Consider the following 23,331-nt stretch of genomic DNA (forward strand, 5'->3'; position numbering starts at 1 on the left):
AAGGTGTTTATTGGTTTGATTCGGTTGGCTTTAATAGTGCCCACTATGCAGTACAGTAAAACGATGACGCCCAATCAATCGAAGCACTGCATAGTGGAGCGGGAATATTAACGTAATGAATACTGATTGCATAACCTTATGAAACTAAATAAACCAAAAAGACAAAGAGTAAAGTGCCAGGAATATCGAAGACACAATATATTGGCGCCCGCGGTCTATTAATTATCCATCAAGGCTAACAATTTTTATTGGCCCTTACTTTCTTAGGGGAAATAAAATAATCAATCACTTCATCATCTACGCATTGATTCACGTTAGAAAGCGCAATCGTATGCCCGTCGCCATTCACCGTAATCAAAGGGCTGTTAAAAAACGTCGCCATCCGTTTCGCTCCCTCATAAGGGGTTGCTGGATCATAAAGCTGTGCAACAAATAACAATGGCGGCAATTCGGCAGAAACTACGGGGATATGCGCCGGCATTGTCCCTTTAAATGGCCAGAGGTCGCAGACATTACGTGGAGATTGCGCTTTTACCGGGTAGTTACTGAAAGGGGATGCATCCACTAACTTCTGCTCTTTGAGCCGGCTCTGTTTTAGGTTTCCCCCCGGATTGGCCGAATCGATGCAGCCGATCAAGGTTAAATTAGCCGCTTCTTCTTCGGCAGCGCTTGCGGCATTCACATCAGCGTTACTGTCTGTCAGGTATTGTGGTTTAGGGATATTAACCGCTCTGGGGCGGATATTTTGCTCTGCCTCCGTAGCTTGCTCATCGGTTTTATCCAAAATGGCCAACGCCTGGTAATCAAACTTGTCGCTATCGATTGAACGCAGCAATTTAGCCAACTCAGGCCAATCCTCAGAGGAATAAAGCGTTTTCGTGGTCGCGCTAATGATATTACCCGCGCCTATTTCCTCGCCGTTTTCATCCGTCAACGCCAGGTTATCTACCTTTTCCAGCAACGAATGATAGTTCGCTGTGGCATGGGCTTTCGTTAATTGGCACTGCTGCTCTTCTTCACAATAAGCGGCAAAACGCTCAAATGAATGCTGGAAGGACAATGCCTGTTTGTAATCACTGCTGAACGCATCGTCCGAGATGTCCATCACCCCGTCGAATACGAGAGCCCCTATATTCTTCGGGAAGCGCTCTGCGTAGAGTGCCGCTACCTGAGTGCCGTATGAAAAAGCGATAGCATTCAGTTTATCCTCACCCAAAGCGGCTCTGATAACGTCCACATCATTGACCGCTTCATCCGTACCCAGGTGTTTCAAGACGTGGAGCGTCGTACGATTAATACAGCCCTCCAGCCAGGTCTTACTCACTTTTTCGGCATCGGCGGTATTAGCCGTATTCCCCGCAACATCATCAGTATTGTCATCCGGTTGAGTGGAACATGAAATTTTCGGCCTGGATTGCCCGACGCCTCGAGGGTCATAACCGATAATATCGAAACCTTCATTGAGTTCTTCCGTTTCGATAGGCACCTGTATCCCCGGCAGCCCTGGCCCGCCGGGAATCGACAGCACGCTGCCCTGCTTCTTACCGGTCGCAGGCAAGCGTGTGACTGCCAGCCTGACTTTTTCATGGGTATTGTCACTGCCGTAGGATAAAGGTGCTTCCACATAGCCGCATTGTAGCCGCGCAGGGATCTTCGCCCCGTCGAACCATTGATTAAACGAACTGCTTTTGCAGGAAACCCAGGATATCGGTTGAATCTGGGATGGCAGCCCACGAGCAAAAGCCGCCGGCGTGCAAAAAATAACGGCAATAAAAACTATTGTCGGAAACCTCACGCTACCCCCTCGATTAAAAAAATAAGGCTGAAAATTGTCCACCCCTTAGTTATATACGGTAAATATTCGCAAGAAATTAATGAAACTAAAGAAACTCGCTTTTTACAGGCCGCCCCTTCTTAGGGGGTGCTTCAGGATCCGTCGGAAAAGTAGTTTAGGCAGATAACGACTAAACAATGCCGTAACTATCGATAAATAATCAGTCGGTTATAGCGCCGGTTAAATTGCATTAAAAATCGTTTTAACCGCTGCAAATATCTTCTTCATTGGCACGCTTACCGTACCGAATCAGAGATACGCTGCGAGAAGCCCGTCCGCGACCCTGGGCCAGACGGCGCTACCCAGTCGCTGCCCGGCGCGATAATATGGCCCGTATAATCCTGTCGCCGCCTCAGACCGGTCATTTTTACAGTGGAACTCATGACAATTTTATCCCCCTTGCCTGTTTTTGACGGCCATAACGATTTGCTGCTCAAGCTTTGGCTGGATCACCCAGACGATCCCGTTGCTGCCTTTTACTCCAGGGTGGAAAACGGTCATCTGGACTTTGCGCGCATGAAACGCGGCGGATTTTTCGGCGGGTTATTTGCGGTATTCATCCCCCCGGTGAGCTATGTCGCGCAGATGCGTAACCAGACCGAAGAGCAAGCTCTCGCCAGTTACGATCCGTTGGCGATCACCGAAGCGCAGATCGCCATAATGTATCGGTTGGAACAAGCCTCTGAAGGCCGACTGCGAATATGCCGCACCCTCAGTGAGATAGAATATTGCCGGCGCCATCAGCTCATTGCCGCAGTGCTGCATATCGAAGGCGCCGGCGCATTGGATGCAGAGCTGACGCGCCTCGATCGGTTTTATGATTTGGGTGTACGCAGTATTGGGCCTTTCTGGAATCTGCCCAATGCGTTCGGCGAAGGCGTCACCGGGTCATTTCCCGGATCCCCGGACAGTGGTGCGGGTTTAACGCCGGCAGGTAAAGCGCTCATCCGCGCCTGCAATCAGCGCCGTATCATGCTCGACGTTTCGCACATGAATGAAAAAGCCTTTTGGGACACGGCCGCGCTCAGCAACCGCCCTCTGGTCGCCACTCACTCAAATGCCCATACATTGTGCCCGCAACCACGCAATCTGACCGATGCACAATTGGAAACTATCGCGCAAAGCAATGGTTTCGTTGGGGTTAATTTCGGTACTGCGTTTCTTCGCGCTGACGGAAAACGTGACAGTGCAACGACACCTTTGACAGAAATTGTTAAACACATTGAGTTTTTGATCGCTAAACTTGGTGAAGATCGCGTCGGATTCGGTTCTGACTTCGATGGGGTGAACATTCCGCAACAGCTTGGTGACGTAAGCGGTTTACCGCACCTGATGCAAGCAATGTCGCATGCAGGTTTTGATGACCGGTTATTGGAGAAATTGGCCTGGCGTAATTGGCTCAGAACCTTGGCCGCTTCGTGGGGCGAATAAAAAACTTACCTTTATAAGGTTGCGAATTTCATCATATTTCATCAACATCTGGGCCGCGTCGGGTGAGATCGATTTTGTTGCCTGACTTGTCCCATCTTGATTCACACAACAGGAGTACCGCTATGACAACTTGGAGCAAACCAGAATTTGTTGATCTGCGTCTGGGGCTGGAAGTAACACTGTACATTTCCAACCGTTAATCGCCCCGTCTGCCCGTTCCCCTGGAGCGGGCACTTCTTTTCCTCTTTTCCTGGTCAATACATGCAGATTAAAGTTCTCGGCTCTGCAGCAGGCGGCGGTTTTCCACAATGGAACTGCAACTGCAAAAACTGTCAGGGGGTACGCGACAAGACGCTCAACGCCTCGCCCCGGACGCAATCCTCGATTGCCATCAGCGACGACGGTAAAAACTGGGTGCTGTGCAACGCCTCTCCCGATATTTGCCAACAACTGCTTGCTGCGCCTGAATTGAATAACCCCGACGTGCTTCGCGGTACCGGCATCGGCGCCATTATCCTGACCGACAGCCAAATCGATCACAGTGCAGGTTTACTCAGTTTGCGCGAAGGTTGCCCACACCAGGTTTGGTGCACCCGTGAAGTTCACGACGATCTCAACACCGGTTTCCCGGTCTTTACCATGCTTTCTCATTGGAATGGCGGCTTGATTCATCACCCTGTCGTTCCGCTGGAATCGTTCCAGACGGCGGTTTGCCCAAGGATCCGCTTCACCGCAATACCGATCTTGAGCAATGCGCCGCCTTATTCTCGCTATCGCAATCGCCCGCTGCCAGGCCACAACGTCGCCCTGTTTATTGAAGATACGCTGCGCGGCACCAGCCTGCTCTACGCCCCCGGCCTTGGCGAGCCGGACGATGCGTTGCTCCCCTGGCTACAGCGTGCAGATTGCCTGCTGATCGACGGTACCTTGTGGCGTGACAATGAGTTGGCCAGCCTCGGTGTCGGCCACAACACCGGCAAAGACATGGGCCATCTGGCGCTGGCCGAAGAACAGGGGCTGGCGGCATTGCTCGGCAGCCTGCCGGCCAAACGCAAGATCCTGATCCACATTAACAATACCAATCCCATTCTTGACGAAGACTCCGCTGAGCGCCAAAGCCTGACCGACGCCGGCATTGAAGTGAGTTGGGACGGAATGAACATTGAACTGTAGGTGAGTACCATGACACAGCAACAGCCACTCTCGGCAGCGGCGTTCGAAGCGGCGCTGCGCGCCAAAGGCGCCTATTATCATATCCATCACCCGTATCACATCGCGATGCACAACGGTGAAGCGACGCGGGAACAGATCCAGGGCTGGGTGGCTAACCGCTTTTATTATCAGACCAGCATTCCGATCAAGGATGCGGCGATCATGGCCAACTGCCCGCAACCGCACACACGGCGCAAATGGGTGCAGCGCATTCTCGATCACGACGGATACGGCGATAGCGAAGGCGGCATTGAAGCCTGGCTGCGCCTCGGCGAGGCGGTAGGCCTTGAGCGCGACGTCCTGCTGTCTGAGGAGTTGGTGTTGCCGGGTGTGCGCTTTGCGGTGGATGCCTACGTCAACTTCGCTCGCCGCGCATGCTGGCAAGAAGCGGCATGCAGTTCGCTGACCGAACTGTTTGCGCCGCAAATCCACCAGTCGCGTCTTGATAGCTGGCCGCAGCATTATCCGTGGATTGATGCGGAAGGTTACGATTACTTCCGCAGCCGTCTGGGGCAAGCCAACCGCGACGTTGAGCACGGCTTGGCGCTGGCGCTGGATTATTGCGATACCGTGGAGAAACAACAACGCATGCTGGAGATCCTGCAGTTCAAACTGGATATCCTCTGGAGCATGCTGGATGCCATGAGCATGGCTTATACCCTTAACAGGCCCCCTTACCACTGCGTGACCGACGCGCGGGTGTGGCATAACCGGAGGTTGGTGTAATGACGCTGAACCGAGAACAAACCCCGTTATTCCGGCGCGGTTATCGCCTGCAATGGGAAGAAGTGCAAAATAGCCATGTCATTCTCTATCCGGAGGGCATGGCCAAGCTGAACGAAAGCGCTGCACTCATTTTGCAACTGGTCGATGGCAAGTCGACGCTGAATGACATCATTGGCCAACTGAATGCCCGTTTCCCGGAGGCGCAGGGGTTGGCGGACGACGTAGTCGAGTTTTTCCAACGCGCCTATGCGCAAAAATGGGTGATTTTCCGTGACTGACATAACCGCCGCCCCTGCGGTGAATCCCCCGCTCTGGCTGTTGGCGGAGCTGACTTACCGCTGCCCGTTGCAATGCCCCTACTGTTCCAATCCGCTCGATTTTGCCGCCCAGGAGCAAGAGCTGACCACCGAACAGTGGATTGACGTGTTCCGCCAGGCTAGGGCAATGGGCAGCGTACAGTTGGGCTTTTCCGGCGGTGAGCCGCTGGTACGCAAGGATTTGCCCGAGCTGATCGCCGCCGCGCGCGATCTGGGTTTTTATACCAACCTGATCACCTCCGGTATCGGGCTGACCGAGAAAAAACTGCAAACCTTCGCGGACGCCGGGTTGGACCATATCCAGATCAGTTTTCAAGCCAGCGATGAAACGCTGAATGCTGCACTGGCGGGATCCGCCAAGGCATTCCAGCAGAAATTGGCGATGGCGAAAGCGGTTAAGGCACTCGGCTACCCGATGGTGCTCAACTTCGTGCTGCATCGCCACAATATCGATCAAATAGACCGCATCATCGAGCTGGCCATTCAACTGGAAGCCGACGATGTCGAACTGGCGACCTGTCAGTTCTATGGCTGGGCGCAGTTAAACCGCGAAGGCCTGCTGCCGACCCGCGAACAAATTGCGCGTGCGGAAGAGGTCGTGAAGCGTTACCGCGAAAAAATGCGCGACAGCGGTAATCTGGCAAACCTGCTGTTCGTCACGCCCGATTATTACGAAGAACGGCCTAAAGGGTGCATGGGCGGCTGGGGCGCGATATTTCTGAGCGTGACGCCGGAAGGCATGGCGTTGCCCTGCCACAGCGCGCGTCAATTGCCGGTAAAGTTCCCTTCGGTGCTGGAACATGACTTGCAACACATCTGGTATCACTCCTTTGGTTTTAATCGCTATCGGGGCTATGACTGGATGCCGGAGCCGTGCCGTTCCTGCTCCGAGAAAGAGAAAGATTACGGCGGTTGTCGCTGCCAGGCGTTCATGCTGACCGGCGACGCCCAAAATGCCGACCCTGTGTGTTCTAAATCGCCGCACCACGGCACCATATTGGCCGCACGCGAGGCCGCCAACCATACGCAAATCGGGATTGAGCAACTGCGTTTTCGCAACGCCGCCAACTCGAAGTTAATCTTCAAAGGCTAAATCATGGGACGTCACGCCTCATCTGTGCGACTCGGCAACGGATTGCGAGTCAATCTGATCAGCGATCCCGCAGCGACCCGCGCCGCCGCGCTGATGCAGGTCGATGCGGGCAGCTACCACGAACCGCTCGCATGGCCGGGGCTGGCGCATCTGCTTGAACATATGCTGTTTCGCGGCAGCGAACGATTCCAGGCACGAGAAGGCTTAATGAACTGGGCACCTTCTCAGGGAGGGCGTCTTAACGCCACCACTCATGCGACGCATACTTTCTTCTTTTTTGAAGTCGGCCCCGAGCAATTTGATGCCGGCATTGACCGTCTGATCGATATGCTGATCGCCCCGCTGCTGGCAACTGACGCGCTGGATCAAGAGGCGGATATCATTGACGCCGAATATCAATTACTGCGCACGGAGGGAGAAACACTCTGTGAGGCGGCACAGCAGCAGGCCTTTGACGGCATCGCGGCGATGCATCGCTTCCATATCGGCAACCGCGCCGGCTTTGGCAAGGATATGGCGGTGCTGCGCTCTGCGCTGCAACAGTTTTATCAACGGCATTACAACGCCACTAACATGACGTTGTGGCTGCAAGGGCCCCAGTCGCCGGATCAATTACGCGCCATGGCCGAAGAATATGGCGCGCGCATTGCCAGGGGGAGTTGCCATCCAGCGCCGGCCGTCTCACAGGCTGTTCCGATAGGCGACCGCACGCTCGATTTGCCTGGCGCACCGCAGTTGCGATTGACCTTTGCCCTCAATCAACAACCGGCAACACAGCGCCAATGGCTGCGGTTGTTGGAGTGCCTGCTGCTGGATGAAGCGCCTGGCGGCCTGATGGCCTGGCTGCGCGCAGAGGAATACTGCGACGCTGTCAGGCTAATTCACGCAACATGCGGCGAGGCCTGTTCACTGCTCACGCTGGCGTTCACCGTTATTCAGGGCTCAACCGCAGAAGCGGCGGCCATTGAAGCCGCTCTGTTTAACTGGTTGCAGCAATTGACCTGCCTGACCGAACGCCAGCGCGAGCATTATAGCCGTCTGGCGAATCGGGCATTTGACCGCCTTGCCCCACTCGATCAATTACGGGCGAACGCCTTCGGTCTGCCGCCGGTGCAAGCGACCGACCATTGGGCAGAACAGATCGCCATGCTTTCGTCTGCCCCAATGAGCCGTTTATCTGTACGACCCGGTGCCGGCGGCGAAGTCACCGAGTATCGAGGGTTGCCTTTAAAACTGACCCTATTCCATCCGCAAAGCGCGCCGCCTGCCAATGCACGCTTCACTTTCTTCCCTGTAGACGCCGCATCTCCACCTGGTGCAACCCCGCCCGCCGGCCACGCACCGTTAAAACATCTGCCTCAGGATGAGGGTTCTCCCGTTTTGCTGTTGCGGCCCGCGCCGGATGTGCTTTTTGAGGAACAACGGGGTTATCTCCTGCAATCGGCATTGCGTACCCTGGCGGCAGAGTTGGCGCATCAGGATGGGCATCTGAGCGTCGAACGTCACCAGGGAGTGTGGTTACTGCAACTGGCCGGAGAGGATACCTTGATGTGCCGCGCCGTCACCGCCATCAACCGCAGGCTGGCGGCGATGTCACCCGCAATGCAGCGTGACGCAACCAGAACCTGCCGGCGTGCGCAGGCGCGGGAACAAGGCGACATCGCCATCCGTCGATTATTGGCGCAGTTGCCGGCCGCATTGTCGGCAGGATTAACGCCGGGCCTCGTGAGCTGGCAAGCCACGCTGGTCGGCGGGAATGAGGTTTTACGACAAGAGTTGGCGCATTCGCTCAATGATTTTCCCGAGCCGATCGTTCCCGTCGGGGAATACCGCATTCGTACTCGTGCAGAGCGCGTCGCACTCGCGGAGAACGGCGATGAAAACGCTCGGTTACTGTTTTATCCGCTGCCGGAAACATCGGCCGGCGCGCGTTGGGCGCTACAACTGCTGGCGCAGCTTTATGCCCCGCGCTATTTCCAGCGTCTGCGCGTCGATCAAAATATTGGTTATGTCGTGCACTGTGCCTATTATCGCTGCGTCGACGTCGAAGGTATTTTCTTTGCGTTACAATCCCCCAAATATACCGTTGCGCAGCTGGATCATTATACCGCAACTTTTTTGCAGCAAATGGAACGGGAATTGGCGCAGTTAAGCGACCGAGAACTGGCCGAAGCAAGAAATATCCTTCTGCGCAGGCAGCCCCACGGTGGCGTTCCTGGCTTTCAGAATGCACGCGAAAATGTCTTGGAAAACCATCCACCGCCTGAATATCTGGAGCAGATTGACCAGAATGCGTTGTCCTTCTGGCACCGCCGCATCTTCGCGTCGTTATAAAATTGAGTAATATCCTGGTTTGAAAGCAACATATCCTTAACAGCCTAACGAATCAAATGGTACAATTCGGCACATTCACTGTTTAATTTTTTGCTCCGCGCCCTGCCTCAATGCAGGGTGCGGAGCAACGATTACACTTTGGTAAACGAGTCGTAAGACACATTATTTTCGGAGACTGCCTGAACATGTCTGATTCAACTACCCGGCCGGGTATAAAACTTAAATTATGGTGTTGTTTATTAGGGGTAATTCTTGCCGTTACCGGCTTATTTTTCGCCATTGCCGGCGGAAAGTTAGTCTCGCTCGGCGGCAGCGCCTACTTCCTGATTGCCGGTATCGTCACCCTGCTTTCCGCCGTTCAATTCTTCCGCCGCAAATCTTCGGCAGTCACGCTGTTCCTGCTGGTTTTCATCGGCACGCTGATTTGGTCAGTGGCCGACGCCGGTTTTGATTTCTGGCCCCTGATTTCACGGCTGATGGTACCAACCGGCCTGATGATTCTGGCCTTCCTTAGCTGGCCCGCGCTGCGTAAACCGGAAGGGAAATCGCCGCTGGCGAAACTCTCTTATCTGCTCTCCGCCGTGCTGGCTGTGGGTATGGTCGGCGCCTTCGTGCAGATGTTCCAGCCGCACCCCACCGTCGCTTTCAGCGGCCAGCAGTTGCCGTTGATCCCGGTAGATAAAGCCAAACAGCAAAAAGACTGGGACAACTACGGCAATACTCCAGGCGGCAGCCGTTTCGTGGCGCTGGACCAGATTACCCGCGACAACGTGAAAGATCTGAAAGTCGCCTGGACCTTCCACACCGGCGATACGCCGATCAGCCCTGGCGGTAACGGCGCAGAAGACCAGCAGACGCCGCTGCAAATCGGCAATCGCATCTTCCTGTGTACGCCGCACAACAACATCATCGCCGTTGAAGCCGACAGCGGGAAAGAGATCTGGAAGCGTGAAATCAACGCGCAATCGCAGGTCTGGAACCGCTGCCGCGGCCTGGCCTACTTCGACGCCACCAAAACCCTGCCACAACCGACTGTCCCAGGCTCAACCCCTGCGGCACCGGTTCAGCTTGCCGCCGGTGACAGCTGCCAGCGCCGTATTCTGATGAACACCATCGATGCGCGTCTGGTCGCGATCAACGCCGATAACGGCGAGTTCTGTCAGAACTTTGGCAACAACGGCATCGTCGATCTGAAAGCCGGCCTGGGCGATGCCTCGGATCCGAAATACCAGCTGACCTCCGCCCCTACGCTGGCGGGCACTACCGTCGTCGTGGGTGGCCGCGTGGCCGATAACGTGCAAACCGACATGCCTGGCGGCGTGCTGCGCGGTTTTAACGTGATCACCGGTGAAATGCGCTGGGCGTTCGACCCAGGCAATCAAGAGCCGAATGCGGCGTTGAAACCGGGCCAGACCTTTGTGCGCAGCACGCCGAACTCCTGGGCACCGATGTCCTACGACCCGGCGATGAACACCGTGTTCATGCCGATGGGCAGCTCCTCTGTGGACCTTTGGGGCGCGAACCGCAATGCGCTGGACCACAAATACGGCGCGTCCATTCTGGCGCTCGATGCGACAACCGGGAAAGAAAAGTGGGTTTATCAGACCGTACATAACGATCTGTGGGACTTCGATGTCCCGATGCAGCCTAGCCTGATCGATTTCCCGATGAAGGACGGCACCACTCGCCCTGCACTGGTCTTCGGCGGTAAAACCGGGCAGATCTTCGTGCTGGATCGCCACACCGGCAAGCCACTGACCGAAGTGAAAGAGCTGCCGGTGAAAACCCGCAACATTCCGGGCGAGCAGTATTCGGCGACGCAGCCCTTCTCTGTCGGCATGCCGCAGATTGGCGCTGAAAAGTTGACCGAATCCGACATGTGGGGTGCAACGCCGTTCGATCAGTTGATGTGCCGCATCAGCTTTAAATCGATGCGTTATGATGGCCTGTTCACCGCGCCGGACACCGATCTCTCGCTCAGCTTCCCGGGTTCGCTGGGCGGTATGAACTGGGGTGGATTGTCTGTCGATCCGAACAACCACTACATCTTCGCCAACGATATGCGTTTGGGTCTGTGGGTGCAGATGATCCCGCAAAAAACCGACGCCAACGCGCCGGCCAGCAACGGCGGCGAATCGGTTAACGCCGGTATGGGCGCCGTGCCGTTAAAAGGCACCCCTTACGGCGTCAACAAGAACCGCTTTATGTCACCGCTGGGCATTCCGTGCCAGAAACCGCCGTTCGGCACCCTGTCCGCTATCGATCTGAAAACCCAGAAAGTGGTGTGGCAAGTTCCGGCCGGTACGGTACAAGATACCGGGCCATTCGGCATTAAAATGCGCGCCCCGATGCCGGTAGGCATGCCAACGTTGGGCGGCACGCTGGCAACCCAGGGCGGGCTGGTGTTTATCGCCGGCACCCAGGATTACTACCTGCGGGCATTTGATTCATCCACCGGTAAAGAAGTATGGAAAGCTCGTCTGCCGGTCGGCAGCGGCGGCACTCCGATGAGCTACGTCTCACCGACCACCGGTAAGCAGTACATTCTGATCTCCGCCGGCGGAGCACGCCAGTCACCGGACCGTGGCGACTACGTGATCGCCTACGCGCTTGATAAGTAACGCTCAAGGTTCGCAATAACAAAACGCCCCTTTCACATGACAGGGGCGTTTTTTATGAATTATCGCGAATTAGCGTTAATCCATAGAAAATAACCCTCGCTTTACAAGAATAATCCTACTGTTTTACCCGGCATTATATCTCATTCTTTCAATCGGTTTTTTACCGCCCCAGGCCCGATTATTGGCATATTCCCGCAGGCACGAATATTATTAGAACAGTTCCTTTTGGAGCGAATCTCAGGCGGTTTTCAGAAGGAAAAAAGCATGAATGTTTTACCTGATCGCAGTGATGAGAATCATCCTGTTGATATAGCTAATGTAATTTTTGACGGTTTACCGAACCTCATTGGCGTGGGTAAAAGCCTGGGCGGACACTTTAATAAAGGGTGGCGCGAATATACCGGCGGGGCTGCATTTGATAATGAGGATGACGGCTGGCTGAAAGCCCTGCACCCGGCCGATCATGCGCAGGTGCGCAGCCTGTGGCTGCAGGCAATGACTACCGCCACCTCATTCGTGAATGAAAGCCGCCTGCGCCATTGCAGCGGTGAGTTTCGCTGGTTTTTGCTGTCGTTCAACGCGGCCAAAGATCCCCTGCCTGGAGAACCGCGCTGGTGTCTCACCTGCGTGGATATCCACGAACAAGTACTGGAAAAACACATCCTCGCCGCGACCCTTGCCGCGCAGCAAAACATGCTCGACGCCAGCGTCGACTGCATCAAGATCGTCAATAATGACGGTTCGTTGCTGCATATGAACCGAGCGGGCTGCATTGCTCTTGGCCTGGATGAAAACCAAAAAAAGTTTGGCATGTCGTGGCTGGGGTTGCTGCCGGTAGAAATACGCAAGCGTGGCAGAAAAGCGCTGCGCAAGGTATTGAATGGTCACAATGCCAGATTCGCCGGCCTTAGTGCCACGCCAAATGGCAAGATGCAGCATTGGGATAATATCCTCAGCCCGGTCACCGATAAAAATGGCCGGATACAAAATATATTGTGCGTTTCCCGCGATGTGACCTCGCAAAGAATAGCGGAGAAACGTTTGCTGATCGCCAGTGAATATGACGAACTGACCGGTTTGCCTAACCGGCGGTTATTCAAGAAAAAGTTAAAACAGGAAATGAAACGCGCCCTGAGCAACAATAAATTGCTCGGGCTGATTCTGTTGGATCTCGACCACTTTAAACTGGTTAACGACACCCTTGGGCATGCTGCGGGCGATCATCTGCTGCGGGTGTTATCCAACAGGCTCACGGCGCACCTGAATCCTGACTCTTTTGTGTCCCGGCTCGGCGGCGATGAGTTTGCGGTGGTCATCAGCGACGTGGAGAATGAGCAGGATATCTTCAAAATCGCCAATAACTTTCTGCTGCAACTCGAATCGCCGATCACCCACGGCGGCAAGGCGCTGCATTGCGGCATGAGCATCGGTTGCGCCGTTTATCCTCAGGATGCCCACGACCCGTCGGAACTGATGAAGTGCGCCGATACCGCGCTGTATGAACTTAAGGACGGCGGCCGCGGCGGCGTTTACATGTTCAATCAACAAATGATGGAGAAAGCAAAAGCGCGGGCCTCACAGCTTAACCACGCACGGCAGATTGTGCGTGATAACCGCATCCGCCCCAGCTATCAACCGAAAGTCAATTTGAGCAACGGCGAGATCGTGGGTTTTGAGGCGCTATTGCGCTGGTATAGCCCGGTGAACGGCATGCAGTTGCCGGATACCGTCAGTGAAGCCTTCAGCGACTATGAACTGGCGACAAAAATCAGTGAAGCCATGCAGATGAAAGTCTTTGCCGACATCTCACGCTGGATCGCCGCCGGCGTAGAAGTCTTGCCGGTGTCGTTGAACGCGTCCCCTATCGAGTTTTTACGCGATAACTATGCCGAAACCTTCCTGCAACGATTGCTGATGTTCCGCATTCCGCACCACCTTATCGAGCTGGAAGTCACCGAACATGCGTTCGACAAACACGGTTCGAAGTATGTTTTGCGGGCCTTGCAAATGCTCAAGGAAATGGGCATCAGGATTGCGCTCGATGACTTTGGCACCGGACATTCTGCCTTTACGCACATCATGGATTACCCGCTGGACTGCATTAAACTGGATTGCGATTTTATCCGCCGGATGAACGACGAGCCGGCCATATTGGGCATCGTCGAAAGCATGGGCATTTTGGGGCAGAAATTGTCCATTGATATCATCGCCGAAGGGATTGAAACCGAGCAGCAACGCCAGACGCTGTGCAATGCCGGTTTTTATTTGGGACAGGGCTTTTTGTTCAGCAAAGCCGTTGAAGCACCCAACGTGCTTAATCTGCTGCGGGCCAATGTTCGCGATAACGAAGAAATCGACGATTGAGGCGGGTAACATTTCGCTGCAACCCGATTTTTCTAAAATTAGTTAGTTAATTTTGTTCGTTCACAGATTTAGCGGCTTCGAGGATAGTGAGCAGACCGCCTCAACAACATAATAATGCAGGTAATAATCATGATGTATAGCGCTAAATTAACCGCAGCGGCGGCACTCCTGAGCATGTCCTTCATCGCCAATGCCGCACCGGGAATTGATCTGATCGCCAATGAAACCCCGATCAACACGGTTAAAAGCCCAGAGGCCGTCGCCAAGATCCCGGCGGGATTTAAGTTCGTTGAGCCGGGTACGTTAACCGTGGCCGTATCGATATTGGGCAGCGCCCCGCCGTTCGGGCTGTACGCCCGCGACAATAAAACGGTGATTGGCAGCGAGTCGGATATTGCCCGGCTGGTCGCCGATGGGCTTGGGCTAAAACTCAAACTGGTGCCAACATCCTGGGAAGACTGGCCGCTGGGGGTGACCTCAGGGAAATACGACGCGGCAATTTATAACATCACCGTCACCCATGAGCGTAAAACCAAATTCGATTTTGCCACTTATCGCCAGGACACGCTGGGCTTCTACGTGAAGGCCGACAGTAAAATCACCTCGATAAAATCCGCACCGGATATCGCCGGCAAGAAGATCATCGTCGACTCCGGCACCAATCAGGAGGCGGTGTTGCTGGCATGGGATAAAGAGAATCAGGTCAAAGGGCTGCCCGCTCTACAGCCGATCTACGTCACCGACAAAGCGGCCTCTACGCTGGCGATCCAATCCGGCCGGGCCGAGGCGACTTTCGGGCCGAACGTAGCCGGTGCCTATCAGGCTAAATTAAACGGTAAAACCAAGCTGGTCGGCATAGTGCCGGGCGGCTGGCCGCGCAGTGCCAACATCGCCGTGACGTTGAAAAAGGGCAACGGCCTGGTTGATGCCGTGCAGGCTTCGCTCAACAGCGCCATCGCCAACGGCAGCTACCTGAAAGTGCTGGATCGCTGGGCGGAAAGCGACGAGAAAATCGAACGTTCTGAAATCAATCCACTGGGATTGGGGGACTGATCTTCCGGCTTTCAAGGCGCCGGTTCTTACCGCCGGCGCCCTTAAATGTGGTTTAAAGCGTAACCAGTACCAGACCGCGTGCCTTGCCGGAACAAGTCTCTTTCAGTGCCAAGGGTGCCGATTCCAGTCCTTTAAACCGGGTCACAGGAAATTCGATGTCCGCCCATGAAGGTTGTGATAGACAGGAAAGCCATTCAGCAAAGACTTCCGGATTTTCGTCAGCACTGTATCCGCGCATCGTAACTCCCTTGACGATAATAGCGAAAGCGTCTATTTCCACAGGAGCATATTTGGTCGACTTTGCACCTGCAAGTTCGGCCGATAACGCCCCAAGCAGGACCAGCCTCGCACCTTCCCGAGTGTGAGAAACCGCGGCTTCCAATTGCTCACCGCCCACAATATCAATAAATAAGTCAATGCCGTCGGGCGCATAGCGCTGCAGTTGGTCGCTGATAGTGCCGTCACCGCGAATGATAACCTCGTCATAACCCAATTCCTGCTTCATCCATGAAGCTTTTTCAGGCGTTCCGGTACTGCCAATGACTCGTTTGGCTCCAAGCTTACGGGCAATTTGTCCCGCCATGGAGCCAATCGCGCCCGCTCCGCTCGAAACAAAAACCACATCGTCAGGTTTAACCTGCGTCGCACGCGTCAGAGCCGCATATGCCGTCCAGCCATGCCCCAGATAGGCGGCAGGATTAAGCAGCTTGGTGCCTAATCGAGTGCAGAGATCGATGTCGACAGCGGCATATTCTCGCCAGCCAAACGGATGCAGCACGAACTCACCCGGTTGCAAACCGCTTGCAGCAGGCGCAGACACAATCTCGCCAATTGCCGCGTCTGCCAGCGTATCGCCAATGTTGATGGGTGGAAACGGAATGCCTTTTACACTTTCGGCTTCTTCACTCATCATCAGGCGGGTAGATATTGAGACCCGAAACCAGCGATTGCGAACCAATATCTCATTCTCGCCACAGGCTATATCAGGATGCTCAATAATCTCAAAGTTATCGGGCCCTGGCATGCCGGAAGAGCGTTTAAGCAGATTGATTTTCCTGTTGTACTGAGTTGCAAAGACCATTTTATTTCCCTTTTGATATGTGAGTTAATACTCGCATTATCAATCGGAGAGCCATCACGTGAATACTCGTGTTCCAGATACAGCAAGAAGCATGCGTAAAATGCCGCAGCAAAGCCGTTCACGATTTTTGGTCGGCATCATTCTGGATGTTGCTACTCGCTTATTGGCTGAAAACGGATGGGCAAAATTTAATACCAATGAAGTGGCTCGTATTGCCGGGGTCAGTATTGGTTCGCTTTACCAGTATTTTCCCAATAAGTTGGCTCTGGCAGAAGCGATACGCAAGCAACACCTGGCGTCGATATTGCTGGTTTTTGAAACCCTTAACGCCAACGAGGCTACGCAGGCCGACTCATTGATGGCGAAGGTTGAACTAATGATTGATGGCATAATCGCCGCGCATTTAATCAATCCGCGTTTGCACCGCGTTTTACTTGATGAAGTGCCGCTCTCCGGGCGTGACGCACATCATGACTTTGAATGCCGCTATGCTGAGTATTACGCTGCCTTTACTGCCAGTCAGTTGGGTTCAGAACGAGCGCAAGTCGCCAGCAAAGTGCTGGCTTCTGCAATTGAAGGCGTCGTGCATGATGCATCGCGGCGTGGGCAATTAACGTCATCAGATCTAAAACGTGAATTAATCTTGTTGGTGACCTGTTATTTGAAGGGCTAATTTCACCTTGGTTTTCTGGTTTACGATCATTCAATCTGCATTGAGGCGCTTTTTCTCCATTTTGCGATAAAGCGTGCTGCGAGATACGCCCAGCGACTTGGCCGCCTGGCTGATATTGCCGTTGGCATTTCTGATGGCGGCAAACACCTCCGGCTCGGTTTGCGAAACGCTGTTGGCCTCCGCGCAAAGCGGCGGCAGCGCATTAAACTGTTCCGGCAGATCCTCAAGCGCAATCAGGTTGTCGTCATCCGCCAACGCCAGCAACACCTTCAGCGTACTCAACAGCTGCCGTACATTACCGGGCCACGAATAGCGGGCCAACGCGGCCAACGCGTCCGGCGCCAGCCTGATGCCGCGCTTATCGGCGCCCAGATCATGCCAAAGGCTGAGAATGAAGCGATCGACATGCGCCCGCTGCCGCAGCGGTGAGATGCACAGGCTGAACTCCTGAATGCGGTACAGCAGATCCTCGCGGAATTCCCCGGCCGCCACCAGGTTGTCCAGATTGCGGTTGGTGGCGCAGATCAGCGTAAAATCTACCGAACAGGCGTGGCGGCTACCCAGCGGGGTGACGGTTTTTTCCTGCAGTACGCGCAGCAACCGCGTTTGCAGGCTCAGCGGCATATCGCCAATCTCGTCCAGGAACAGCACCCCGCCGTCGGCCTCCCTGATCTTGCCCGCGTACCCCTTGGGATTGGCACCGGTAAAGGCACCGGGCGCATAACCAAACAGCTCGGATTCGATCAGGTTTTCAGGCAGCGCCGCGCAGTTGATCGCCACAAAGTTGCCCTCCCGCCATTTGCTTTCCTGGAACAGCCGCCGGCTGAAGTGCTCCTTGCCGCAGCCGGTTTCCCCGGTAATGCACAGTGCAAGGCCGGCGTTCAAAATACGCAACGCTTTCTGTTTGTCTGCACCGTCCCGATCAAAAGGCTGAACAAAGGGCCTGACGACATGTGAATGCCGCTCCGGCATCTCCAGCAGCGAGTAATAACGGCGATTGTTGGCTGCCCGTGTCTGACAGGGCGCGTTCAACGTCTGTCGCGACATCTGCGGGAACAGCGTGGCGAAATCCAGCGCCCCAAAGGAGGCCGGTGAAAGGTTAAATTCTTGCATCGCCAGCCGGTTGGCGGCAGTTAAAACGTCATCGCGGAAGACCAGAATCAGTTCATGCGCAGTACCGAGGATATGCGCATCGCCGTGCAGGCTGAGCGTCCAGTGGTGAGCCGTGATCGTGCTCTTCACCCATTGATGCTCAATGTGCCGGACCGCCTGCAGAATCAGTGACCGGGCGTCGCCGTACGGGCGTTGCACCGGCGTAGAGATATCCAGCACCCCGCCGATTTGCCCGTCTGGCCGAAAAATCGGCGCGGCTGAGCAATAAAGCCCTGCGTTCTGATTGAGAAAGTGCTCGTCGCCATTCACCTCGCACAACTCTCCCAGCGCCAGCGCAGTGCCGATCGCGTTGGTGCCGCGCTCTTGCTCCCCCCATTGATTGCCCGGTGCCAGCGCTATGCGTGACGCCTTGCGCAAGAAATGGGTATTGCCGCAGGTCTCCAGCACCAGCCCGCTGGCATCAGACACCACAATGATGGAAGGTTGTCGGTTGATTTCGCCACCCAAACGCGCAATCAGCGGTTGAGCCAGTTGCGCCACCCAGCCGTTTTGCCCGCGCACTTCATTCAGCACGGCCGGCCGCACAAAGGGAACGTGGTCGTCGGCCCGATTCAGGCCGTAGTGTTGGCTGCGCTGCCAGGACTCTGACAGTGGGTTGGGGAGAGGCCTGCTTTCATGGTCGGAGGCGAACCCCGTTACGGCTGTCCGGTCTTTATGCAACATGCCTTTCTCCCGCGCAAAAGTGTTGCATTTTTGTATCATGAATGTGTCTCATGCGTTGCGACATGGAACACAAAAAATAATAGAACTGAATGTTAAATCACCGTTCTTATTGCCGATTGCGGATATTTAAAATAATTAACTTAATGATATTAAATGGTTTTACAAATAAACACCTAAAGAATGGAACAATGTGGCATAGGCAATGCTTATGTTTAGACAGGGTGCCAAAGCCTGGCGCCCAACCTACAGCCCGTGTTTCTTTGAGAGGTGTTTAACATGAAATATGTCCATCCCGGTTTGCCTGGCTCGCTGGTTTCTTTCAAACAACGCTACGGCAATTACATTGGCGGCAAATTTGTCGAACCCGTTTCCGGTAACTACTTTACCGACACCTCCCCGGTAACCGGGAAAACTGTCGCCGAGTTCCCCCGCTCCGACGCGCAGGATATTGAGCGTGCTCTGGATGCGGCGCACGCCGCCGCAGAAGCCTGGGGCAACACCAGCGCACAAAACCGCGCCAACGTGATGCTGGCCATCGCGGACCGCATGGAATCGCAGCTGGAAATGCTGGCGCTGACCGAAAGCTGGGACAACGGCAAGCCGATCCGCGAAACGCTGAATGCGGACATCCCGCTGGCGATCGACCATTTCCGCTATTTCGCCGGTTGCCTGCGCGCGCAGGAAGGTACCGCGACAGAGATTGACCAGAACACCCTGGCCTACCATATTTACGAACCGCTGGGCGTGGTTGGGCAGATTATCCCGTGGAACTTCCCGCTGCTGATGGCGGCCTGGAAACTGGCCCCGGCGCTGACCGCCGGCAACTGCGTGGTGCTCAAACCGGCAGAACAGACACCGCTCAGCATTTGCGTGCTGCTGGAGTTGATTGGCGATCTGCTGCCGCCGGGCGTGCTCAACGTGGTCCACGGCTTTGGCAAAGAGGCCGGTGAGGCGTTGGCGACCAGCAAACGCATCGACAAAATCGCCTTTACCGGTTCAACCCCGGTGGGCAGGCATATCCTGGCCTGCGCGGCGGAGAATATCATTCCCAGCACCGTGGAGCTGGGTGGGAAATCGCCCAATATCTTCTTTGAAGACATCATGCAGGCCGAACCGGAGTTTATCGATAAGGCGGTTGAGGGGCTGATCCTCGGTTTCTTCAATCAGGGTGAAGTCTGCACCTGCCCTTCGCGCGCGCTGATCCAGGAGTCAATCTACCCGCAATTTATGGAGAAAGTGCTGACGCGCATCACCGCCATTCGTCAGGGCGACCCGTTTGACACCGACACCATGATCGGCGCGCAGGCGTCCCAACAGCAGTTCGACAAGATCCTCTCTTACATCGAGATCGCCAAAAACGAAGGCGGGAAAATCATTGCCGGCGGCGAGCGCACCAGCCAGGAACAGACGTTGCAGCAAGGTTTTTATCTCCAGCCAACGCTCATCACCGGTAATAACAGCATGCGTTTCTTCCGTGAAGAGATCTTTGGACCGGTCATCGGCATCACCACCTTCAAAGACGAAGCCGAAGCGCTGGCGCTGGCCAACGACACCGAGTTCGGGCTGGGCGCAGGCCTGTGGACCCGTGACAGCAATCGCGCCTATCGCATGGGCCGTGCCATCAAGGCCGGGCGTGTCTGGACCAACTGTTATCACCTCTACCCGGCGCATGCCGCCTTCGGCGGTTATAAAAACTCCGGTGTCGGCCGCGAAACGCACAAGGTCGCGTTGTCGCATTATCAGCAGGTGAAAAACCTGTTGGTTAGCTATGACGCCAAACCGCAGGGCTTGTTTTAACTGAATATTGCCTGTTCCAACCCTACAACTTCTCGAGGTCTGAAAAATGAAAACGATGAAAGCTGCTGTGGTGACTGCGTTTGGACAACCCTTGGTGATTAAAGAGGTCCCGATCCCGGAGGTCGCGCCCGGCAAAATCGTGGTCAAGATCGCCGCCACCGGGGTGTGCCATACCGATCTGCACGCCGCCGACGGCGACTGGCCGGTCAAACCCAATCCGCCGTTTATTCCCGGGCATGAGGGTGTCGGCCATGTGGTAGCGGTGGGCGCAGGCGTTACTCACGTAAAAGAGGGCGACCGCGTAGGTGTACCCTGGCTTTATTCCGCCTGCGGGCATTGCGAACACTGTCTCGGCGGCTGGGAAACGTTGTGCCATTCCCAGCAAAACTCAGGCTATTCGGTCAACGGCAGCTTTGCCGAGTACTGCCTGGCCGATGCCAATTACGTGGGTATCTTGCCCGATAACGTCGATTTTCTGTCTATCTCACCGATCCTCTGCGCCGGCGTCACCGTCTATAAAGGTCTGAAAATGACCAATACCAAGGCCGGCGACTGGGTGGTCATCTCCGGTATCGGCGGTCTCGGGCATCTGGCGATCCAATACGCCACCGCCATGGGGTTGAACGTGGCGGCGGTCGATATTGACGATGACAAGCTGGCCTTCGCCAAAAGCCTGGGCGCTTCGGTGGTGGCTAACGCGCGAAACGTCGATCCTGGCCGCTTTTTCCAGCAGGAGTTCGGCGGCGCGCATGGCGTGCTGGTGACTGCGGTGTCGCCAAAGGCGTTTGAACAGGCCACCACCGTGATGCGGCGCGGCGGTACCATGGTATTGAACGGCCTGCCGCCGGGCAGCTTTGACCTTTCAATCTTCAATATGGTGCTGGACGGCACTACGGTGCGGGGTTCGATTGTCGGTACGCGCAAGGATCTGCAAGAAGCGCTGGACTTTGCCGGCCATAAGAAGGTCGCGGCAACCATCTCGGTAGAGCCGCTGGAGCAAATCAACGACATCTTCGGCCGTATGCGTGAGGGCAAAATCACCGGCCGCGTGGTGGTCGACATGTCGCTTTAAGTCAACCCGTCAGGGCACTGGCAGTCCAGTGCCCTTTTTATTCGCGTCGGCAATGGTCTGGTGAATAAATCGCATTTTCTCCAGCACCGGTGCCGGTAACACAAAGGGATAAAGGTCGGCGTGCCCCATCGACCTATTGAGCTGGTTCAGCGCCCAGGATACCGGTAACCAGAGCGCGATCAGGCGATCGAAATCGGGCGTTTCAGCCGAATGGCCGAAAGCAGCGTCTGGCGAGGCGAAACCATAGGCCGCCGCGGTGTCCAGGGTGTCGCGAATATGCAGATAATGAGCAAAGGTTTCCGCCCAGTCCTCGGCAGCGTGCATGGTGGCATAGGCGGAAACGTAGCACTCATGCCAGCCTTCCGGCGCGCCCTGCTGGTAGTGCCGATCCAGCGCCTGCTGGTAATCCGCATCCGGGTCGCCAAACAGATCGACAAACGCCTGTCGCTGTTCGGGCTGAATGATCAACAGGCTGTAATAATAATGCCCCACCTCATGGCGGAAGTGACCCAGTAACGTACGGTAAGGTTCGCCCATGGAAACGCGCAGTTGCTCGCGGTGAACGTCATCCCCCTCCTCCAGATCAAGCGTAATTACGCCGTTCGCATGGCCGGTCAGCACCTGCCGCCGTTCGCTGGAAAGCAATTCGAAGATCAGCCCGTTGTCCGGATCGTCATTTTTACTGACGATTGGCAGGCCCAGTTCGGTCAACTCCAGTATCAGGCGGCGTTTGGCCGTTTCGGCTTCGGCAAACAACGGGAGCGCTTCCGCATCATCGTCCGCCGGCCGGGTTTGGGTCAGGCGACACGACGCGCACAGATCCCCTTCTTGCTCCACCAGCCAGTTGCACTGTGCAATATGCATATTGGCGCACAGGTGCCCCTGTTCCGGCTTGCCGTCGCCCACAGGGGCGAGTGCCGGGATAACCACCAATCTCCGGCCAGGCAAATCGAAACCCAAAGAGCTTGAGCAAGACAAACACAGCGAATTTTCAAACGACAGCTGTTGCCCGCAGTTCGGGCAAGAAAAGTTGCGCATGGTCAGGCTTCCTTAGCGGCAGAGGACGTGTGGGCGCTGGCGCCAGAGACAAGTTAAGGGTAGCCAGACGGCCTTGGGTTCGTCAAACGACCCGGTTCAGACCTTGGTCTTGGTTTTGGCTTTGGTGATTTTTGTCGCTTTGGCGGGGTTACCGGCAACGAATTCCAGGGTTGGCGAGTAGTAGAAAGGCAACCAGGCATTGTAACTGCTTTCCCACTCCCACTTGACGGGGCAAGGCCACAGAATATCCTCATATAAAATGTAATAGACCCATCGCCCATGCGGGCGGCGCGGTTTAGCGGTGCTCATAGACACTGACTTCTCTGGCCCGAACGGTTACATGATGGCGCTCAACCGCCCGGAGTGGCATAGCCGCCGACAAAAAACAGGGTCAGCAGAACCAAGGCCGCAATAATAATCGCAATAGGGAAAAAATAGCCGATCTTCATTTTTAATTCTCTTTGTCAGAAGGCGTTACGGAGCACCAAGCAAATTTAACATGGACGGTGGTCGGCTAGCCATCTTTCCCGCTATTCATTCATGGCACGGGTGAATGCAATCCGCCCGGGGATCGTTGCCACGCTTTGGCGCAACATGAACTGGATTCAGGGATTGGCAAAGGGTACCGGACACTGATTGCCGCGTCTCCCGCCAAACGGATGGCCTCGCCTGATGAAGAAGCGATTTCGGCGGCTGATTTTCCTGGCCCGGACACCGGATTCGTTACCGGCAGCGATCTGCTGATAGAGGGGTTTGAAGGCCCATGATGTAAAAAACTACGCTAACGAAGTAATTATATGAAATATCGATATTTATTTTGTTGGTTCCCTATTAATAGAATTCCTCCTC

The 23,331-nt window shown here is 55.2% G+C and carries 20 protein-coding genes; 14 read left to right on the forward strand and 6 right to left on the reverse strand.

Translation table 11 applies throughout. The features are described from left to right. Positions 1–235 precede the first annotated feature (235 nt). The gene (locus D4100_RS01975; protein WP_006318445.1) at positions 236–1,795 is read right to left on the reverse strand and encodes an alpha/beta hydrolase; all 1,560 of its coding nucleotides are present in this window, start codon (positions 1,793–1,795) and stop codon (positions 236–238) included. Positions 1,796–2,215: 420 nt separating this feature from the next. Between D4100_RS01975 and D4100_RS01980 the strand changes: the two genes are divergently transcribed. The 10 genes from D4100_RS01980 to D4100_RS02025 all read left to right on the forward strand — a co-directional run bounded on the left by D4100_RS01980 (position 2,216) and on the right by D4100_RS02025 (position 14,985). Next, positions 2,216–3,265 (forward strand): dipeptidase, encoded by a 1,050-nt coding sequence (locus tag D4100_RS01980; RefSeq protein ID WP_119802814.1) that lies wholly within the window; start codon positions 2,216–2,218, stop codon positions 3,263–3,265. Between the two features lie 122 nt (positions 3,266–3,387). Next, on the forward strand, positions 3,388–3,465 hold the full coding sequence (gene pqqA, locus D4100_RS01985; RefSeq protein ID WP_071919955.1) for a pyrroloquinoline quinone precursor peptide PqqA: 78 nt from the start codon (positions 3,388–3,390) through the stop codon (positions 3,463–3,465). Between the two features lie 61 nt (positions 3,466–3,526). Then, on the forward strand, positions 3,527–4,438 hold the full coding sequence (pqqB, locus tag D4100_RS01990; RefSeq protein ID WP_006318441.1) for a pyrroloquinoline quinone biosynthesis protein PqqB: 912 nt from the start codon (positions 3,527–3,529) through the stop codon (positions 4,436–4,438). Positions 4,439–4,447: 9 nt separating this feature from the next. Next, a complete protein-coding gene (gene pqqC, locus D4100_RS01995; RefSeq protein ID WP_119802816.1) occupies positions 4,448–5,203 on the forward strand; it encodes a pyrroloquinoline-quinone synthase PqqC in 756 nt (251 codons plus the stop codon). After that, a complete protein-coding gene (gene pqqD / locus D4100_RS02000) occupies positions 5,203–5,481 on the forward strand; it encodes a pyrroloquinoline quinone biosynthesis peptide chaperone PqqD (protein WP_006318437.1) in 279 nt (92 codons plus the stop codon). Before pqqC ends, pqqD begins: the two co-directional genes overlap by 1 nt. After that, positions 5,474–6,613 carry a pyrroloquinoline quinone biosynthesis protein PqqE gene (pqqE, locus tag D4100_RS02005; RefSeq protein WP_006318436.1) on the forward strand — a complete coding sequence of 380 codons (1,140 nt, stop codon included), beginning with the start codon at positions 5,474–5,476 and terminating at the stop codon, positions 6,611–6,613. Before pqqD ends, pqqE begins: the two co-directional genes overlap by 8 nt. 3 nt (positions 6,614–6,616) lie before the next feature. Beyond that, positions 6,617–8,947 (forward strand): pyrroloquinoline quinone biosynthesis protein PqqF, encoded by a 2,331-nt coding sequence (pqqF, locus tag D4100_RS02010; RefSeq protein WP_119802818.1) that lies wholly within the window; start codon positions 6,617–6,619, stop codon positions 8,945–8,947. Positions 8,948–9,132: 185 nt separating this feature from the next. Continuing rightward, positions 9,133–11,568 carry a glucose/quinate/shikimate family membrane-bound PQQ-dependent dehydrogenase gene (locus D4100_RS02015; RefSeq protein ID WP_119802820.1) on the forward strand — a complete coding sequence of 812 codons (2,436 nt, stop codon included), beginning with the start codon at positions 9,133–9,135 and terminating at the stop codon, positions 11,566–11,568. Positions 11,569–11,832: 264 nt separating this feature from the next. Continuing rightward, complete coding sequence (locus D4100_RS02020) at positions 11,833–13,932, forward strand: putative bifunctional diguanylate cyclase/phosphodiesterase (protein ID WP_119802822.1); 2,100 nt, start codon at positions 11,833–11,835, stop codon at positions 13,930–13,932. 129 nt (positions 13,933–14,061) lie between these two features. Then, entirely contained in the window at positions 14,062–14,985 is a 924-nt protein-coding gene (locus D4100_RS02025) for an ABC transporter substrate-binding protein (protein ID WP_199685631.1), read from the forward strand. Between the two features lie 52 nt (positions 14,986–15,037). On the opposite strand, the gene D4100_RS02030 is transcribed toward D4100_RS02025, so the two are convergent. Beyond that, positions 15,038–16,066, reverse strand: a complete 1,029-nt coding sequence (locus tag D4100_RS02030; protein ID WP_119802824.1) for an MDR family NADP-dependent oxidoreductase — start codon at positions 16,064–16,066, stop codon at positions 15,038–15,040. A 91-nt stretch (positions 16,067–16,157) separates the two neighbouring features. On the opposite strand from D4100_RS02030, the gene D4100_RS02035 reads away from it, so the two are divergent. After that, complete coding sequence (locus D4100_RS02035; RefSeq protein WP_006318408.1) at positions 16,158–16,739, forward strand: TetR/AcrR family transcriptional regulator; 582 nt, start codon at positions 16,158–16,160, stop codon at positions 16,737–16,739. Positions 16,740–16,769: 30 nt separating this feature from the next. On the opposite strand, the gene D4100_RS02040 is transcribed toward D4100_RS02035, so the two are convergent. Then, entirely contained in the window at positions 16,770–18,575 is a 1,806-nt protein-coding gene (locus tag D4100_RS02040; RefSeq protein WP_119804098.1) for a sigma-54-dependent Fis family transcriptional regulator, read from the reverse strand. Positions 18,576–18,851: 276 nt separating this feature from the next. Here D4100_RS02040 and exaC point away from each other — a divergent pair, with 276 nt between their 5' ends. Further along, positions 18,852–20,372, forward strand: coding sequence for an acetaldehyde dehydrogenase ExaC (gene exaC / locus D4100_RS02045; RefSeq protein WP_119802826.1), 1,521 nt, complete (start codon positions 18,852–18,854; stop codon positions 20,370–20,372). Positions 20,373–20,418: 46 nt separating this feature from the next. Beyond that, positions 20,419–21,444: an alcohol dehydrogenase AdhP gene (gene adhP, locus D4100_RS02050; protein WP_043912312.1), complete on the forward strand. Its 1,026-nt coding sequence runs from the start codon at positions 20,419–20,421 to the stop codon at positions 21,442–21,444. Positions 21,445–21,453: 9 nt separating this feature from the next. On the opposite strand, the gene D4100_RS02055 is transcribed toward adhP, so the two are convergent. The 3 genes from D4100_RS02055 to D4100_RS25550 all read right to left on the reverse strand — a co-directional run bounded on the left by D4100_RS02055 (position 21,454) and on the right by D4100_RS25550 (position 22,931). Next, positions 21,454–22,482, reverse strand: coding sequence for a zinc-binding metallopeptidase family protein (locus D4100_RS02055; RefSeq protein ID WP_006318404.1), 1,029 nt, complete (start codon positions 22,480–22,482; stop codon positions 21,454–21,456). Positions 22,483–22,578: 96 nt separating this feature from the next. Continuing rightward, the gene (locus tag D4100_RS02060; RefSeq protein WP_119802828.1) at positions 22,579–22,791 is read right to left on the reverse strand and encodes a hypothetical protein; all 213 of its coding nucleotides are present in this window, start codon (positions 22,789–22,791) and stop codon (positions 22,579–22,581) included. Positions 22,792–22,832: 41 nt separating this feature from the next. Beyond that, positions 22,833–22,931 (reverse strand): YoaK family small membrane protein, encoded by a 99-nt coding sequence (locus D4100_RS25550; RefSeq protein ID WP_006318402.1) that lies wholly within the window; start codon positions 22,929–22,931, stop codon positions 22,833–22,835. A gap of 135 nt (positions 22,932–23,066) precedes the next feature. Between D4100_RS25550 and D4100_RS02065 the strand changes: the two genes are divergently transcribed. Then, positions 23,067–23,249: a Rossmann-fold NAD(P)-binding domain-containing protein gene (locus D4100_RS02065; protein ID WP_006318401.1), complete on the forward strand. Its 183-nt coding sequence runs from the start codon at positions 23,067–23,069 to the stop codon at positions 23,247–23,249. The last annotated feature ends 82 nt before the right edge of the window (positions 23,250–23,331 follow it).

The organism is Serratia inhibens (assembly GCF_003591175.1).
Taxonomy (GTDB): Bacteria; Pseudomonadota; Gammaproteobacteria; order Enterobacterales; family Enterobacteriaceae; genus Serratia; species Serratia inhibens.